A 14531-nucleotide genomic window follows, 5' to 3' on the forward strand; every position below is an offset into this window, starting at 1 on the left:
GTGCCGCCGGAATTGGCGGCTTTTTGTAGACCACTCGTCCTTACCGGCGCGGAGAGGTGCGTGAGTGGTTGAAACGATCCGCCTCGAAAGCGGACATACCTTGACGGGTATCGGGGGTTCGAATCCCTCCCTCTCCGCCAGCATTCTTGCTGGGTTCACTCAGGAAACTTCCAGCCGGGTAATTCGCCGTCCTCTTCCAGGCAAGACGCCAGTTCACGTAACTCGCTCGCCACCCGCTTCGGCCCAAATTCCTGTGCTGCTAGTTTGATGACGATGACCACTCCATCCATTGCGTCGCGGGCGTTCATTTGTTGCAGAAGCCAAGACTGAAAACAGCGCATGGGTTCTCCGGAATTGCTGGGATTCTGCACTTGGGGAGGAGAAGTGCACTGTTACTCAGGCAGCTACTTTGCTTGCCGGAAATTCGATTAGCAACGGAAACTTCTACTTAGTACCGCTGGGCTACGGCTGCGCGATGGCTGGACTCAGGCGGTCTTGATGTCCTGTCGCCTCATCTGCGGTTGCGGAAAAAGCTCTGCAGCAGTTCCTGGCAGCGCGCCGCCAGCACGCCACGCGTGACCTCCATGCGGTGATTCAGTTGCGGATGATTCAGCACCGACATCACGGAGTGCACCGCTCCCGCTTTCGGATCTTCCGCCCCGTATACCAATCGCTTCAACCGGGCATGAACCATGGCGCCCGCGCACATGGCGCAGGGCTCGATGGTGACAAACATTTCGCAGTCCAGTAGGCGGTAATTGCCGATCTCTCCGGCTGCCTGGCGAAGGGCGAGCACTTCGGCATGGGCCGTGGGATCGTTATCGGTGATATTACGGTTCCATCCGCGGCCGACAATTCGGCCGTTGCACACCACCACCGCGCCGACCGGCACTTCACCTGCCGACTCGGCGCGGGCAGCTTCCCGCAACGCTTCTTCCATGTAGAGTTCGTCGGTCACTGAGAGTTATTTCACCACCCGGATCTTTGGGTATGGCGCGGGAGTATGGCGCGGGTCTCTCACCCGTGCACCCGGTTCAAAGACCCGGGCCACCCACTCGCATTCAATCCCGGCTCCTTAACCACGAAAGTGGAAGTGTAAACCAGCCCCGGGCAGCAGCTTTCGATTCTCGTCACATTTCAACGCGAGATGGGGCAAACCGGCGTCGCTAACTCATCTCTAACCACGAGTGCGCTTAACGTCTATACCACCCCACAAGCTGAGGGACAGGCACATCGGAGGAATTTCCATGCGAAAACTTACCTTGCTGACAGCGATCCTGCTGCTGGCCACAGCGGTCGCGCTTGCGCAGACATCCAGTTCGTCGTCCAGTACTTCGACGGACCCGAATGCCAGCCAAAGCACACCGCAGACCAGCAGCCCGAGCAGCACCATGCCGCCGGATCAAAACTCTCAATCATCGACGAACAGCCAGACTTTTCAAGGCTGCCTTAGCGGCTCGAATGGCAACTTCACGCTGACCGATGCCGCTTCTGGGAAGAGCTACCAGATCCAGGGCGATACCAGCCAGTTGCAGAGCCACGTCGGACAGCAGGTCCAGATCAGCGGTTCGCTGGCCGGCAACGCGTCGTCCGCCAATGCACAGACCAGCAGCGGCGCCAGCAGCGCCAGCTCCACCGCCGGCAACGTAATCAACGTATCCAGTGTCACCAAAGTAGCCGACACTTGCTCCAGCTCCTCGGCGTCGATGAGCCAGGGCGCTGCCACAACCGGCGGCACCTCTGGGGCGATGACCTCGGACCAAACCGCGACCTCGCAGCAGCCGGCGACGAGCACCATTCAAAGTAACGCCGCCCAGAGCAGCACCGAGCCGGCTCCGGCCAGCAGCAATGCCAGCACCACGGGACAGACCAGCTCGGCGGAAGGCAACGTGGCTGCCCAAACCCAGAACACGCCTCCGAGCACGGCAACTCCTTCTCAGGCGGCCAGCTCGAGCGGAGTCGGCTACCAGGGTTCGTCGGCTGCCAGCCAGACGCCGGCCACCACCAGCAGCACGTCGGACTTGAACTCGCAGAACGCTACGACGACGCCGAGCAGCAGCACCAGCTCGGTCCCGCCGAGCAGCTCTGCTTCGACGAGCAGCTCTGACATGAGCGCACAGCAAAATAATGCGACCTCGGATCAACAGGCCGCGGGTTCCAACCTGCCGCAGACCGCTTCGCCGCTGCCGTTGCTGGGCCTTCTCGGCCTCGGCTCCATCGGCGCGGGCTTGCTGAGCCGCAGGAAGAAATAGCCTAACCACAGCTCCACTGACTGCGAAACCCGGCGCGAGAGCGTCGGGTTTTTTATTTGCGCTTTGATGCGGCTCGCCTCGGCCATCGGCGCAACCGAAGCTTCCCTCTAACCAAAGAGTAGCCAGTTTCGAGCACCGAGCGAGAAACAAAGCTGGAGACTAGGTACTCGGTACGAATAGTGTAGGACCGGAAGAGGGCATCATGAGAAAGCCTGCGATGATCTTGCTGCTGATGTGTTTCTCAAGCCTGCTTGTGGCGCAGAACGCATCGTCCCACGCCTCGGCAGCGCGCCCTGCCAGCTCCAGGCAAAGCACGATCCAGGGCTGTGAAACGGGTTCCGACGTACAGGTTGTTGTTACCGACGAGCATACGGGCAAAGTCTACGTGCTGCACGGCAACGATTCTCTTCTGAAGCAGAACGTCGGGCACGAAGTAATCGTCACTGGAATCGCGACCCCGAGCCGCCCCTCGGACAAGAAGGGCAGCATTCACCTCGAGGTCAATCACATCCAGGCAATCGCCGACACCTGTGCGCGGCAATCGGAGCCCGCGAACACCATCGCCGCCAGCCAGGCCGCGCTCGGATCGGTAACAATCAACCCGAACGCCACCGAACCGCATGTCGGCTACCAGGCGCAGGCGCCGCAGCAAGGGCCGGCGCAGAGCGGTTCGCTTTCGAGCACACCGTCCAACCCGTCGGTAGCGATCGCCGGAAAGACCGGCAACCGGGGCGATACCTTCCCGGTGACCACCACCGGCAGTACCGGCCAGGTCACCCCAGGGGTTGAGACCCAGGCCGGCGTCGCGCAATCCCCAGGACAGCACACCGGGACTGTTAAGAATGAAATCAAACCTGTGCCGCAGACCGGCGCTGCGCCAGGCGCGCCGCCCGCTCCGGAGCAGACGGCACAGAATCCCATTGCAGCAGAACGTATCGCCAGTTCAGCGCAGCGGGCCGAGGTGAACAATTCGCAACACCAGTTGGGTGTCAATGCACAGCCGAACTACAACCAGAGCGCACAGCAGCAGACCGCCCGGGCAGATCAGGCAGTCGCCGGCTACGAACACCAGCAGGCCCCACCCACGCTGGTCGGATGCCTGGTGAATTCGGATGGCGGGGCGCGTCACGGGTACTATCTTCAAGAACAGAAGTCGGGCCTCCGGTACCGGCTTAACGCCGCGCCCGCACAACTGAAAGAGCATATCAACCACCTGGTCGAAATTGTCGGTAGGCCGGGAGACAGGGAAGGGACTTCCAAGTCCGTCGCCGGCGCGAACCAAGCTGTATTCGAGGTCACCGGCGTGCAGGATCTGGCGCCTACCTGTGGCGCGTCCGTCCGGCGCTAGGATAGAATGTTGACGTGGGGCTTAAGAAAGTATTCGACAAAGTTTTTCTCGTGGATCTCATTAAAGGGCTGAAGGTAACGTTTCGTTACCAGCACCCCAAAGAGGTCTATACCGAGCAATATCCGCTGCAGCGGCCGCAGGTCGCAGAGCGCTATCGTGGCGCGCCTCGGCTCAACGTCAATCCCGACACCGGCGAGACCCTGTGCATCGCCTGTGATCTGTGCGCGGTCGCTTGTCCCGAGCACCTGATCATTGTGTCCGCCGAACGCAACCCGAACACGCGCCGCAAGGAACTCACCACGTTTACCTACGACACCAGCCGCTGCATGTTCTGCGGCCTGTGCGAAGACGCATGCCCGACCGACTGCCTCGAGCTGACACAGGATTTCGAACTGGCCAGCTACACCCGCGAGGGCGCCATCTGGGACCGCCAAACCCTGGAACAGGGCCCGCAGCCGGTCAAGTACGAGAGGTAGTTCCCGGTTTCCAGCTTTAGACAAACGCTGCCATCGCGGCGTTTTTTATTGCTCTCTCAGAACCTTGAGACTGAGTGGCTGATGGACTGAAGGACCGGCGACAGTCTGCCAGTCGCCCAGTCAGTCGTTTGGCTGCACTAGAAACTCGAAACTGGAAACCAGAAACAGGCATTTACCCCGGCTGCTGTATGGTCATGCAATGGATGGCGCCGAGCCCCCAGATCAAATCGCCGCAGTAAATCGGAATGATTCCGCGGGCAGGGAACAGATCGGCCAGGATGTTCAATGCCAGCCGGTCGTTGCGATCGTTGAACACCGGCACGAGTACCAGTCGGTTAGCGATGTAGAAGTTGGCGTAGCTGGCGGGCAGCCGCCGCCGTCGGAAGATTACCGGCGCGGGCATCGGCAGCTCCACCACGTTGAGCCGCTGACCGCGCTGATCGGTGGCGCTGCGCAGGCGCTGAAGATTGGCCGCCAGCGGCTGATGATTGACGTCTTCGCGCTTGCCTTCGACCGCCATCACAACCGTGTCCGGCGAAACGAAACGCGCCAGGTCGTCGATGTGGCCGTGCGTGTCGTCGCCGGCGATGCCGCGCTCCAGCCAGATTACTTTCTCAATCCCGAGGTAATCGGCGAAGATGCGCTCCAGCTCTTCGCGCGCGAGCCCGGGATTGCGCTGCTGCGTTTCGCTGAGCAGGCACTCTTCCGTGGTGAGCAGCAGGCCCCGCCCGTTGACGTCAATCGATCCGCCCTCCAGAACGATCTGCTGAATTTCACCGGGCTTTGAGCGCGAACCCCGCCGTTGCCCCGCTCCCGGCGAGCGTGGCCGGGTTGTCGGCCTCCAGGCGGGGAGTTTCGCGAAGCGCAGAATCTCTTCCGACGCCAGTTGATCCAGCGGCCAATCCGGATACTTCGCCCACCCGTTGAAGCGGAAATTAATCGCCGCCATCGGGTCGCGCTTGTGCTCGCGCTTCACGAAAATGGGCGCGAAGTCGCGCGTCCACCCGCGGTTCGTGGGCCAGCGGTGAAACCGCACCGTGTCGCGCATGGCGTCAGACCGCTCCAGCACGTCGCGGGCTTTGGCCTCCGCCGCCGCGTCCTGTGCGATCACCTCGACCCGTTCGACGCCCGCGAGGTGGCGAACGATCTCGGCATATACCCAGGGAATCGGCGGGAACTTGCCCGGCCAGTCAGTGCGGTTGTGCGGCCATCCCAGCCAGGTGGAGGCATGCGGCTCCCACTCGGCCGGCATCCGGTAGCCGAGCGAAGCAGGCGTCGCATTGCTTTCACGCTTCACGGCAACACACCTCAAACCACAAAGGACACCAGGGATCGCAAAGGGCGTTCCGATTCCCTCGTGGTCCTTCGTGTCCTTCGTAGTTCAGCATTCCTTCAGTCGAGCATCCGCTTGGTAATTCCCGCATAGCTGTCAATCCGGCGGTCGCGCAGGAACGGCCAGTTGCGGCGCACATCCTCAAGCTTGCGCAGGTTGACTTCGCCCACCACGATGTCTTCCTGGTCTGCCGGCGCTTCCGCGATCACCGCACCGAACGGATCGCACAGAAACGAAGTGCCCCAGAAATCCAGTCCTGCTCCCGGCGTTTCTTTGCCCCGAATGTTGCCGGTCTCGTGTCCGACGCGGTTCGCCACCGCCACGTAGACGCCGTTGGCAATGGCGTGCGCCCGCTGGATGGTCCGCCACGCATCCTGCTGCGCCGCGCCGTGTTCATCCTTCTCCGCCGGATGCCACCCGATTGCGGTCGGATAAAACAGCACGTGCGCCCCGCTCAACGCCGTCAGCCGGGCGCCCTCCGGATACCACTGGTCCCAACAGACCAGCGTGCCCACGCGTCCCACCGCCGTGTCGAAGGCGCGGAAGCCCAAGTCCCCGGGGGTAAAGTAAAACTTCTCGTAGTAGAGCGGATCGTCAGGAATGTGCATCTTGCGGTAGATACCGTTCAGCTTGCCGTCCGCATCCAGCACCGCGGCCGTATTGTGATACACGCCGGGAGCGCGCTTTTCGAACAGCGACGCAATCAGCACGATCTTCTGCTGCCGTGCCAGTTGCGACAGGCGGGTCGTGGTCGGACCGGGGATGGGCTCGGCGAGGTCGAACAACGCCGCATCTTCGCGCTGGCAGAAATACTGCGCCAGGAACAACTCCGGCAAGCACACTACTTGCGCGCCGCGTCCGGCCGCTTCACGCACCATGTCCATCGCGTGTTCCAGGTTCTTCTCCGGATCGGGAGAGCACGACATCTGGATCAGTCCCACGCGAAACTGCTCGGGTGCCGCCAAGTTTCCTCCGTGAACGCATAAGAATAGCAGAGCGAGATTTGCGATCGTCATACGCGCTTCGTTCCTCGCCCGGCGTTGACGCGACAGTGGCCCGACGTTTAATTTGGCTGTTTCCAACTCAGCATTTTTCCGCGTCCGTCTGCGGCTACTTTCGGTTCGAGGTGAAGGCTTGAAACAAAAACACGGCCAGGGTTCCGGTCATGGCAAGAAGCAGCACGGCGCACACGCTCCCGAAGGCGCCGGCATCGACCGCCGCCTGCACACGCCCGAAGAAGACCACCTGGTTCCACTGGAATCGCTCGATCTCGGGCGCATCCGCGGCGTGGATGACCTGGTTCGCGCCATGGGCCGCACTGCCTTTACGGGACGGCAGGTGGGCGAGGCCGCCGACGTTCTGGAAGCCATGGCGCGCGACAAAGACTGCCTGATTGTGATGACCCTGGCTGGCGCCATGACCGTCGCCAAGCAAGGCCTGATCATCACCGAGCTGATAGACCGCGGCATCGTGCGGGCGCTGGTTTCCACCGGCGCTTTGATGGCCCACGGCCTTGTCGAGGGCATCGGCCGCTCGCACTACGTTTACGATCCCAAGATGAACGATGTTGAGCTTTACGAGGCCGGCTACAACCGCGTCTATGACACCCTGGAGCCGGAGCAGAACCTCGACCAGGTGGAGCGCATCGTCGCGCCCATCCTCGACAAATGGGATGCCGCGCAGACGGTGTGCTCGTGGAAACTGAATCGCGCCATCGGCGAGCAACTCAGCAAGCACGTCAAGGAGCGGGGAATCCTGAAATCAGCTTACGAGAAAAACGTGCCCGTCTTTGTCCCCGCCTTTACCGACTCCGAGCTTGGCCTCGATTTCGCTCTTCACAACCGCATGCGCGCCAGGCAGAACCGGCCGCAATTGCGTTATGACCCTTTTGAAGACGTGAACAAGTACGCCGACACCATGCTCGCTTCGCCGCGCATGGGCGTGTTCACCATCGGTGGCGGCGTGCCGCGCAACTGGACGCAACAGCTGGGGCCGTACCTGGAGCTTCGTCACCGCCGCGGCGGCGAGGACGTTCCGCTCAAGCGCTTTCACTACGGCCTGCGCATCTGTCCCGAGCCCGTGTATTGGGGCGGTTTGTCGGGCAGTCCGTACACGGAAGCGATTTCCTGGGGAAAATTCGTGCCTCCGGAAGAAGGCGGGCGATTCGCCGAAGTGTTTCTCGACGCCACCGTGGGCCTGCCGCTGGTTGTCGGCGCCGTCCTGGAAAGGCTGGGAAAAGGATAAGGAAGTAAAAGGCTAGCCACCTATCAACACGGATCAACACGGATTTCCAACATTCATCTGTGTTCATCCCTGTTCATCAGTGGCTGATTCTTGAGTTTTTTAACGTTTGTAGCGAACGCGTTCCAGCCTTCATCGAAATAGTTGACCATGAAAATCGGAGTGCTGGCACTGCAAGGCGACTTCGACGCGCACCGCCGACGGCTGCAGGAACTCGGCGCCGAAGTCGTGCTGGTGAAAAAACCGGAGCAGTTGGATGAGATCGACGCGCTGGTCATTCCCGGCGGCGAGTCCACCACCTTCCTCAAGCTGCTCGGCGAGGCCGGCTTCGAGAAACTGAAGCAATTCGTCCGCCTGAAGCCCACCTTCGGCACCTGCGCCGGTGCCATCCTGCTCGCGCACCAGGTCGGCAATCCGCCGCAGCCCGGGCTGGGCGCACTCGACGTCACCATCCAGCGCAATGCCTACGGCCGTCAAATCGACAGCTCTATTCGTCTCGGCGCCTCCAAGCTGGGCCCGGAGCCGCTGGAAATGGTTTTCATTCGCGCCCCCAAATTTCAGAAGTTAGGCCCCGGCGTGGAAGTGCTCGCCCGCGAAGGTGACGATCCCGTCCTGGTCAGGCAGGGAAGCGTGGTGGCGGCAACGTTCCATCCTGAACTCTCCGACGACAAGCGCGTCCACCAGTACTTCCTCGACTTGGTGCGCAAAGGCGGCTAGCACCACTGCAGCCGTCGCGGCGCCCGCGCCTCATTTATACTCAAGAGGATGTCAGCGACTTCTGACAAGACGTTCTACCTGGAAACCTTCGGCTGCCAAATGAACGTGCACGACTCCGAGAAGGTAATCGGCACGCTTGTCTCCCAGGGCTACCGCCAGGTGGAAACCGTGCACGAGGCCGACCTCGTTCTCTACAACACCTGCTCCATCCGCGACAAGGCCGAGCAGAAGGTCTTCCATCGTCTCGCCGATTTCAAGGCCCTTCAGAAGCAAGGCAAGAAGTTCGGAGTCCTCGGCTGCGTCGCGCAACAGGAAGGCGAAAAGATTTTCGAGCGCGCGCCGCATGTCTCGCTCGTCTGCGGCTCGGCCTCGTATCGCAACCTGCCCGACATGCTGGTGCAGATCGAGGCAGGGAACTCGCGCGTCACCGGCCTCGACGATCGCCAGACCGATCTCACCTTCGAAACCGAATACACGGCTCGCAGCAACCCGCATCGCGGCTACATCACCATCATCGAGGGCTGCGACAAGTTCTGTGCCTATTGCGTCGTTCCCTTCACCCGCGGCAAGGAGCGCAGCCGAACTTCCGATTCCGTTCTCGCCGAGGCGCGCAAGATGGCCGACCAGGGCTTCACGGAAATTCAATTGCTCGGGCAAAACGTGAACTCCTATCGTGATCCGTCAGGAAACAAGACATTTGCTGAGCTGCTGGTTGCGGTAGGTGAAATTCCAGGCCTCCGCCGCGTCTGGTTCACCACTTCGCATCCGCGCGATTTCGGCAAAGACATTGTCGATGCCATCGACGCCGTTCCCGCCCTCTGCGACCACGTTCACCTGCCTGTCCAGAGCGGTTCCACCCGCGTTCTCGACCTGATGAAGCGGCTCTACACCCGCGAGCAGTACCTGGAACGGATCGCCTGGATGAAAGCCGCCAAGCGAAGGATCAGCATCACAACCGACATCATTGTCGGATTCCCTGGCGAAACCGAAGCCGACTTCGAGCAGACCATCTCGCTGCTCGACCAGGTCGGCTACGACGGCGTGTTCTCCTTCAAGTACTCGCCGCGGCCGAACACGCCCGCGCTCACCTATATCGACAGCCTTCCGGAAGCAGAAAAGACGTTGCGCCTGGCCGTGCTCAACGCCCGACAGAAAGAAATTTCCGCCACCCTGAACCACCGTCATTTGGGCGACACGCTGGAAGCGATGGTGGAAGGGAGGAATGTACAACGGCAACAATGGATCGGCCGGACCTCGCAACACAAGGTGCTAAACTTCATTACCAGCGGAGGCGATGAGCCGCGCGTCGGCCAGTACGTGCCGGTGCGCGTCACGGCCACCTTCCCAAACAGCTTATTGGGGGAAATGGCCGTCTAAAGGAGTCGGAGGGCACGATGGAAGTCGAGATGAAAATTCGGGGCTTGATGATGGACCCAGTGACCAACATGCCCATCGTGATTCTCAAGGACGTCGGCGGCGATTCCGTGCTCCCCATCTGGGTCGGCATCTACGAGGCAAATGCCATCGCCCTGGAAATCGAGAAGGTCACCACGCCGCGTCCCATGACCCACGACCTGCTCAAGAACATGCTCATCGGCCTCGACGCCAGTGTTCGCAAAGTGGTGGTCAACGAACTGCGTGACGACACTTTCTTCGCCATCATCTGGGTCGAACGCGACGGCCAGATTGTCAGCATCGATTCGCGTCCCTCCGACGCCCTCGCGCTCGCGCTGCGCGTGGATTGCCCGATCTTCGTCGAAGACGAGGTGCTGAAAACCTCCAAGATGGCCAGCGCCGTCTCCGATCGCGTCTCCCAGGAAGAACTCCGCAAATGGCTGGAGAACCTCGGCGACGAGGACCTCGGGCGCTACAAGATGTAGGCTGGAAGTTGAATTTGATAATCGGGTAATTGAGTAAAGTGTCTGCCAGTTCAGTTCCCATGCACTTTACCCAATTGCCCGATCGAAATTTATACCTTCATGGATCCCGCCGCACAGCTCCAGCGCCTTTACCAGGCCGCCTTTGACCTCCAGACCTTTGATCGTTTTCCCAAAGCCATAGGCGTCGTCCGCGGCGGCTGCATCGCGTTGCTGGAAGCCACGCCAAATGGGCTGGTGATGATTGGCACCCCCGGCTGGCGCATGGGCGAAGTCATGGGCGTGCTGGTGGAAGAGGGAGGCCGGCAGGTATTCCGCGCCAAGTCCGAGACCATGGAGGCCACGCCGGAACGCCTCGAAGCACTGCGCCAATTTCGGGCTGAGCTGGATCAGGTGCTCGCGCCCGGTCCACAATAGAGGTTGCGACAACCACCGCACAAGCACAGCTAAGCGCTGTCATCCGTCACTGGAAAACTGCCGGCGCGGCATCAACTGGCGGATGGGGGGCCGTATTGCTCCCGGTCCTTTTCGTGACTTTACATAATATCCGTTATCGGACATTACTACTCAGACTGGCCATTCTTGGTGTTCCCTCATGTGAGCGCTTTGTGCGCTTACGAAGTCGAGACCAACACGATCTTGGGATGAAATAGCGTTCCCGCCACCCGGTTGGCAATCGCAATTAATTCCGCCTGTCCGGCGAACACCTTTACCAGTCTCGCCCGCGACAGTTCCGGAAGATTCACCGCTTGTCCGTGGCATATGCGGTTGACGTTCAATTCATCCGCGGTGACGCAGGGAAACGCCGGCAGTATCCGCCGCGGGTGGATCATCAGCTTTTCCAGTTCATCACCCTTGGCGGCCTCTTCCAGCTGCTCCAGCGTGCAGCACTCCGCTTCCGTAAACTCCCCCACCGCCGTCCGCCGCAATTGCAAAAGGTGCGCCCCCACTCCCAGCTGCTGACCCATCTCGTGCGCCACCGCGCGCATGTAGGTCCCCGACGAGACGCGCGCGCGGAAGCTCGCGACTTCCCCGTCCAGGTCCAGGATCTCGAATTCCTTGATCTCGACGCGCACCGGCTCCAGTGTCACTTCCTGCTTCTTGCGCGCCAGCTTGTAGGCGGGCACTCCCTGGACTTTCTTGGCGGAAAACGCTGGTGGCATCTGCTCGATTTCCCCGCAAAACCTGGCGGCCGCCTCCCGAACTTCTTCAAGTGTTACTTTAACTTCCTGCGCTGGCCCGGCCGCTTCACCCTCGGCGTCGTAAGTGTCGGTGGCGAACCCGAACCGGATCTGTCCTTCGTAGCTCTTGCCGGCGTCGTTATAGAACTGCGCCAGCCGTGTCAGCTTGCCCAGCACCAGCGGCAACACTCCCGTGGCCATCGGGTCCAGCGTGCCCAGGTGACCAACCGAGCGCTCCTGCAGCGCATACCGCACACACTTCACCACGTCGTGTGAGGTCATGCCGGACGGCTTGTCGATAACCAGTACCCCGTTCATGGTGTCTCTGCTATCGTGAAGGGCGACGGTGATCCGGTCAACCGCGCAGCTCGATGATCCCCCTGAAAGACGACACACCGCGCTACAGCACGCCGTACGTCAATTACTTCCTGATGGCGCTCAATACCCTGATCTTCCTCTGCATGTGGCTGGGCGTGCCGGCGCCGGCACAGCAGGTGGTCAACGTCTTCGGCTTCCAGCCTTATCGCGTGACCGCGCTGATCCGAGGCTCGCACGCGGTGAGCGCCGAGCTGGCCTTCATCCCGATCCTGACCGCCATGTTCATGCACGCCTCCTGGCTGCACCTGATCTCGAACATGTGGGTGCTCTACATCTTCGGCGACAACATCGAAGACCATCTCGGCCACTTCGGCTACCTGGTCTTCTACCTGCTCTCCGGCCTGGCCGCGTCGCTGGTGCACACCTTCTTCAATCCCCTCTCGCGCATCCCGAGCGTCGGCGCCAGCGGCGCCATTGCCGGAGTGATGGGCGCATACTTCGTGCTGTTCCCGTCGGCGCGCGTGCTCACGCTGGTTCCCTTCCTGTTCGTGTTCTTCCTCTGGCTGCCGGCCTGGATCGTGCTCGGCTATTGGTTCCTGGTGCAGTTCCTGAGCGGCGCCGCCACCTCGATCGCCTACTCCAGCCAGACCGGCGGCGGCATCGCATTCTGGGCGCACGTCGGAGGCTTTGCCGCCGGCCTGATTTTGATCAAGCTCTTCCCTTCTCAACGGCGGCGGCGTTTCCGCTACGATTCGTGAAAGTCACACTTTTCCCGCAACCGACGCTAACCTCAACTCCTCTACTGCCGCGTTTTCCGGCAGCGTGATCGCGTTTACCAGCGCGCGGGCCACGGTTTCCGCCGACATCATCTTTTCACGCGGCGCTTCCGGCATGAACTTGTTCCAGATGTCGGTGGCGGTCGCGCCGGGCAGAAGCGCGATGACGCGGATGCCGCGTTCGCGTACTTCTTCGCGCAGCGTCTCCGTAAATCCCAGCGCGCCGAACTTGGAAGCGCAGTAGGCCGACTCTCCCGGAAAGACGCCGCGCGCGGCAACCGACAGGTTGTTCACGATGACGGCGCCTTTGCTCATCAAGGGCAGCGCCGCCTGCGTGCACAGAAACATTCCGGTCAGGTTGGTGTCGATGACTTCCCGCCAGACCTCCGGCGGCAGCTCTTCGATGTTGCGCAGCGCGTGCGCCGTGCCGGCGTTGTTGACCAGGATATCGACGCACCCGAATTGCTCCCGGATCTTGGCGAACAGCAGCGCGACCGAAGCTTCATCGCGGACGTCGCAGCGGATCTCGGTCACCGGCGTCAGGCCGGTTCCCGCTGGCCGGGAGGCGGACTTGTTGCGCGTTGCCGACAGCGTGCGTGACGCCGCGATCACCGTGCATTCCGCCGCCACCAGCGCGGCAGCGACCGCGCAGCCGATTCCGCGGCTGGCGCCGGTGACAACCGCGACTTTCCCCGCCAGCGACTCGGGCCTTGCTTCCGTCTTCTTCATCGAGCGTAGAAGGATACACGATGGACAAAGGGAAAGGCGGAGTTGGGTTGGGAAACGTTCGGTTGTTTCCCATGGAAACATCCGAAACTTGAGGAACCTTCGACACCTGCGAAACCTTGACTAGAAGCTTCCGTTCCCGGCTTTGGCGCGGATCAGGGAGAGGAACTCCTCTCGGGTTTCGTGCTCGTTGCGGAAGGCGCCGAGCATGGCGGAGGTCACCGCCGCGGAGTGCTGTTTTTCCACCCCGCGCATCATCATGCACAGGTGACGCGCTTCCACCACCACGCCGACGCCCTGCGGCTCGATCACGCGCTGGAGGGTTTCTGCGATCTGCGTGGTCAAACGCTCCTGGACCTGCAGGCGTCGCGAGAAGATATCGACCAGGCGCGGCAGCTTGCTCAGCCCGATGACTTTTCCATTGGGCACGTAGGCGATGTGCACCTTGCCGAAAAACGGAAGCATGTGGTGCTCACAGAGGCTGAACATCTCGATGTCCTTGACGATCACCATCTCGTCGTAATTGACGGTGAAGAGCGCGCTCTTGAGCATGGTTTCGGCGTCTTCGTGATAGCCCTTGGTCAGGTGCTGCATGGCGCGCTGGACGCGCTCCGGCGTGCGCAACAGGCCTTCGCGATTGGGATCTTCGCCCAGGCGCACAAGCACTTCATGCACCAGATCGGCGAAGCCGGCGCCGGCCAGCGTGGGGGATTCTGCGACTTGCGACATAGGTCCTTTCTTGGCGCTAATGACGCGCCTCCGCTCCTCCGGCATATTCGAAGGAGTTCATCATCGTCTCATCCATCCTCACCTTTTCCAGATGGGCGTAAGGGAACCCGCGCTGCAATATTTCGTAGATCTCAATGCAAAGGTTTTCGGTGGTGGGAACGCGGGCGCTGAATTCGGGCAAGGTGTTGAGGTTGGCGTGCTCATAGCGCGACAAGATTGCGCCCGCGACAAAACCGTCGAGGTCAGCCAGGTTGCAAACCATCCCGGTGCTGGGATCGACGGACCCGCTCACCGTGACCTCCAGCGCGTAATTGTGGCCATGGCCAAACGGGTTGTTGCATTTGCCATAGGTGGCGCGGTTCTCCTCTTCCGACATGTCGTCGCTGTGCAAGCGATGCGAGGCGGAAAACCAGTAACGACGTGTGAGGTGAGCCTTCATCGACCAACCAGGTTTCGGAAGTTTCCGACGTTGCCAAGGTTTCGACACCTCCGGGAAACCTTGGAGACGTCGAACTGGGAAGATTCACTCTTCGCCATAGAAATCCACGAACAAATCC

Annotated in this window: 17 protein-coding genes and 1 tRNA gene; 10 read left to right on the plus strand and 8 right to left on the minus strand. The window is 61.2% G+C overall.

Features of this window, described 5'->3' with window-relative positions:
* The first annotated feature begins 50 nt into the window (after nucleotides 1–50).
* Nucleotides 51–140: transfer RNA gene (locus VFI82_16885), tRNA-Ser, on the plus strand.
* Nucleotides 141–155: 15 nt separating this feature from the next.
* On the opposite strand, the gene VFI82_16890 is transcribed toward VFI82_16885, so the two are convergent.
* Nucleotides 156–341 (minus strand): hypothetical protein, encoded by a 186-nt coding sequence (locus tag VFI82_16890; protein HET7186360.1) that lies wholly within the window; start codon nucleotides 339–341, stop codon nucleotides 156–158.
* A 170-nt stretch (nucleotides 342–511) separates the two neighbouring features.
* The gene (tadA, locus tag VFI82_16895; protein ID HET7186361.1) at nucleotides 512–958 is read right to left on the minus strand and encodes a tRNA adenosine(34) deaminase TadA; all 447 of its coding nucleotides are present in this window, start codon (nucleotides 956–958) and stop codon (nucleotides 512–514) included.
* A 289-nt stretch (nucleotides 959–1247) separates the two neighbouring features.
* Between tadA and VFI82_16900 the strand changes: the two genes are divergently transcribed.
* From VFI82_16900 to VFI82_16910, 3 genes are all read left to right on the plus strand, one after another.
* A complete protein-coding gene (locus VFI82_16900; GenBank protein ID HET7186362.1) occupies nucleotides 1248–2252 on the plus strand; it encodes a hypothetical protein in 1005 nt (334 codons plus the stop codon).
* A 202-nt stretch (nucleotides 2253–2454) separates the two neighbouring features.
* Nucleotides 2455–3600, plus strand: a complete 1146-nt coding sequence (locus VFI82_16905) for a hypothetical protein (GenBank protein HET7186363.1) — start codon at nucleotides 2455–2457, stop codon at nucleotides 3598–3600.
* 14 nt (nucleotides 3601–3614) lie between these two features.
* On the plus strand, nucleotides 3615–4076 hold the full coding sequence (locus tag VFI82_16910) for an NADH-quinone oxidoreductase subunit I (GenBank protein HET7186364.1): 462 nt from the start codon (nucleotides 3615–3617) through the stop codon (nucleotides 4074–4076).
* A gap of 172 nt (nucleotides 4077–4248) precedes the next feature.
* On the opposite strand, the gene VFI82_16915 is transcribed toward VFI82_16910, so the two are convergent.
* Together VFI82_16915 and VFI82_16920 are read right to left on the minus strand one after the other, a co-directional pair.
* Entirely contained in the window at nucleotides 4249–5373 is a 1125-nt protein-coding gene (locus tag VFI82_16915) for an agmatine deiminase family protein (GenBank protein ID HET7186365.1), read from the minus strand.
* 95 nt (nucleotides 5374–5468) lie between these two features.
* The gene (locus tag VFI82_16920) at nucleotides 5469–6374 is read right to left on the minus strand and encodes a carbon-nitrogen hydrolase (protein HET7186366.1); all 906 of its coding nucleotides are present in this window, start codon (nucleotides 6372–6374) and stop codon (nucleotides 5469–5471) included.
* A 169-nt stretch (nucleotides 6375–6543) separates the two neighbouring features.
* On the opposite strand from VFI82_16920, the gene VFI82_16925 reads away from it, so the two are divergent.
* The 5 genes from VFI82_16925 (at nucleotide 6544) to VFI82_16945 (ending at nucleotide 10661) form a co-directional block, all read left to right on the plus strand.
* Nucleotides 6544–7653, plus strand: a complete 1110-nt coding sequence (locus VFI82_16925) for a deoxyhypusine synthase family protein (GenBank protein ID HET7186367.1) — start codon at nucleotides 6544–6546, stop codon at nucleotides 7651–7653.
* 147 nt (nucleotides 7654–7800) lie between these two features.
* Nucleotides 7801–8367: a pyridoxal 5'-phosphate synthase glutaminase subunit PdxT gene (pdxT, locus tag VFI82_16930; protein HET7186368.1), complete on the plus strand. Its 567-nt coding sequence runs from the start codon at nucleotides 7801–7803 to the stop codon at nucleotides 8365–8367.
* A 48-nt stretch (nucleotides 8368–8415) separates the two neighbouring features.
* Nucleotides 8416–9744, plus strand: a complete 1329-nt coding sequence (gene miaB / locus VFI82_16935; protein ID HET7186369.1) for a tRNA (N6-isopentenyl adenosine(37)-C2)-methylthiotransferase MiaB — start codon at nucleotides 8416–8418, stop codon at nucleotides 9742–9744.
* A gap of 17 nt (nucleotides 9745–9761) precedes the next feature.
* Nucleotides 9762–10247 (plus strand): bifunctional nuclease family protein, encoded by a 486-nt coding sequence (locus VFI82_16940; protein ID HET7186370.1) that lies wholly within the window; start codon nucleotides 9762–9764, stop codon nucleotides 10245–10247.
* 99 nt (nucleotides 10248–10346) lie between these two features.
* Nucleotides 10347–10661: a hypothetical protein gene (locus VFI82_16945; protein HET7186371.1), complete on the plus strand. Its 315-nt coding sequence runs from the start codon at nucleotides 10347–10349 to the stop codon at nucleotides 10659–10661.
* Nucleotides 10662–10858: 197 nt separating this feature from the next.
* Here VFI82_16945 and truB read toward each other — a convergent pair whose 3' ends face one another.
* Nucleotides 10859–11743: a tRNA pseudouridine(55) synthase TruB gene (gene truB / locus VFI82_16950; protein ID HET7186372.1), complete on the minus strand. Its 885-nt coding sequence runs from the start codon at nucleotides 11741–11743 to the stop codon at nucleotides 10859–10861.
* Nucleotides 11744–11796: 53 nt separating this feature from the next.
* Between truB and VFI82_16955 the strand changes: the two genes are divergently transcribed.
* Nucleotides 11797–12501, plus strand: coding sequence for a rhomboid family intramembrane serine protease (locus VFI82_16955; protein HET7186373.1), 705 nt, complete (start codon nucleotides 11797–11799; stop codon nucleotides 12499–12501).
* 3 nt (nucleotides 12502–12504) lie between these two features.
* On the opposite strand, the gene VFI82_16960 is transcribed toward VFI82_16955, so the two are convergent.
* The 3 genes from VFI82_16960 to VFI82_16970 all read right to left on the minus strand — a co-directional run bounded on the left by VFI82_16960 (nucleotide 12505) and on the right by VFI82_16970 (nucleotide 14413).
* Nucleotides 12505–13248: an SDR family oxidoreductase gene (locus VFI82_16960; protein ID HET7186374.1), complete on the minus strand. Its 744-nt coding sequence runs from the start codon at nucleotides 13246–13248 to the stop codon at nucleotides 12505–12507.
* Nucleotides 13249–13368: 120 nt separating this feature from the next.
* Nucleotides 13369–13974 carry a GTP cyclohydrolase I FolE gene (gene folE, locus VFI82_16965; protein ID HET7186375.1) on the minus strand — a complete coding sequence of 202 codons (606 nt, stop codon included), beginning with the start codon at nucleotides 13972–13974 and terminating at the stop codon, nucleotides 13369–13371.
* Between the two features lie 16 nt (nucleotides 13975–13990).
* Complete coding sequence (locus VFI82_16970; GenBank protein ID HET7186376.1) at nucleotides 13991–14413, minus strand: 6-carboxytetrahydropterin synthase; 423 nt, start codon at nucleotides 14411–14413, stop codon at nucleotides 13991–13993.
* Between the last annotated feature and the right edge of the window lie 118 nt (nucleotides 14414–14531).

It is taken from the genome of Terriglobales bacterium, assembly GCA_035691485.1.
Lineage (GTDB): Bacteria > Acidobacteriota > Terriglobia > Terriglobales > Acidobacteriaceae > JAIQGF01.

Coding starts and splice junctions, on each gene's coding strand:
- VFI82_16890 (HET7186360.1), bottom strand. CDS start 341: ATGCGCTGTTTTCAGTCTTGGCTTCTGCAACAAATGAACGCCCGCGAC.
- VFI82_16900 (HET7186362.1), top strand. CDS start 1,248: ATGCGAAAACTTACCTTGCTGACAGCGATCCTGCTGCTGGCCACAGCG.
- VFI82_16905 (HET7186363.1), top strand. CDS start 2,455: ATGAGAAAGCCTGCGATGATCTTGCTGCTGATGTGTTTCTCAAGCCTG.
- pdxT (HET7186368.1), top strand. CDS start 7,801: ATGAAAATCGGAGTGCTGGCACTGCAAGGCGACTTCGACGCGCACCGC.
- miaB (HET7186369.1), top strand. CDS start 8,416: ATGTCAGCGACTTCTGACAAGACGTTCTACCTGGAAACCTTCGGCTGC.
- VFI82_16940 (HET7186370.1), top strand. CDS start 9,762: ATGGAAGTCGAGATGAAAATTCGGGGCTTGATGATGGACCCAGTGACC.
- VFI82_16945 (HET7186371.1), top strand. CDS start 10,347: ATGGATCCCGCCGCACAGCTCCAGCGCCTTTACCAGGCCGCCTTTGAC.
- truB (HET7186372.1), bottom strand. CDS start 11,743: ATGAACGGGGTACTGGTTATCGACAAGCCGTCCGGCATGACCTCACAC.
- VFI82_16955 (HET7186373.1), top strand. CDS start 11,797: ATGATCCCCCTGAAAGACGACACACCGCGCTACAGCACGCCGTACGTC.
- VFI82_16960 (HET7186374.1), bottom strand. CDS start 13,248: ATGAAGAAGACGGAAGCAAGGCCCGAGTCGCTGGCGGGGAAAGTCGCG.
- folE (HET7186375.1), bottom strand. CDS start 13,974: ATGTCGCAAGTCGCAGAATCCCCCACGCTGGCCGGCGCCGGCTTCGCC.
- VFI82_16970 (HET7186376.1), bottom strand. CDS start 14,413: ATGAAGGCTCACCTCACACGTCGTTACTGGTTTTCCGCCTCGCATCGC.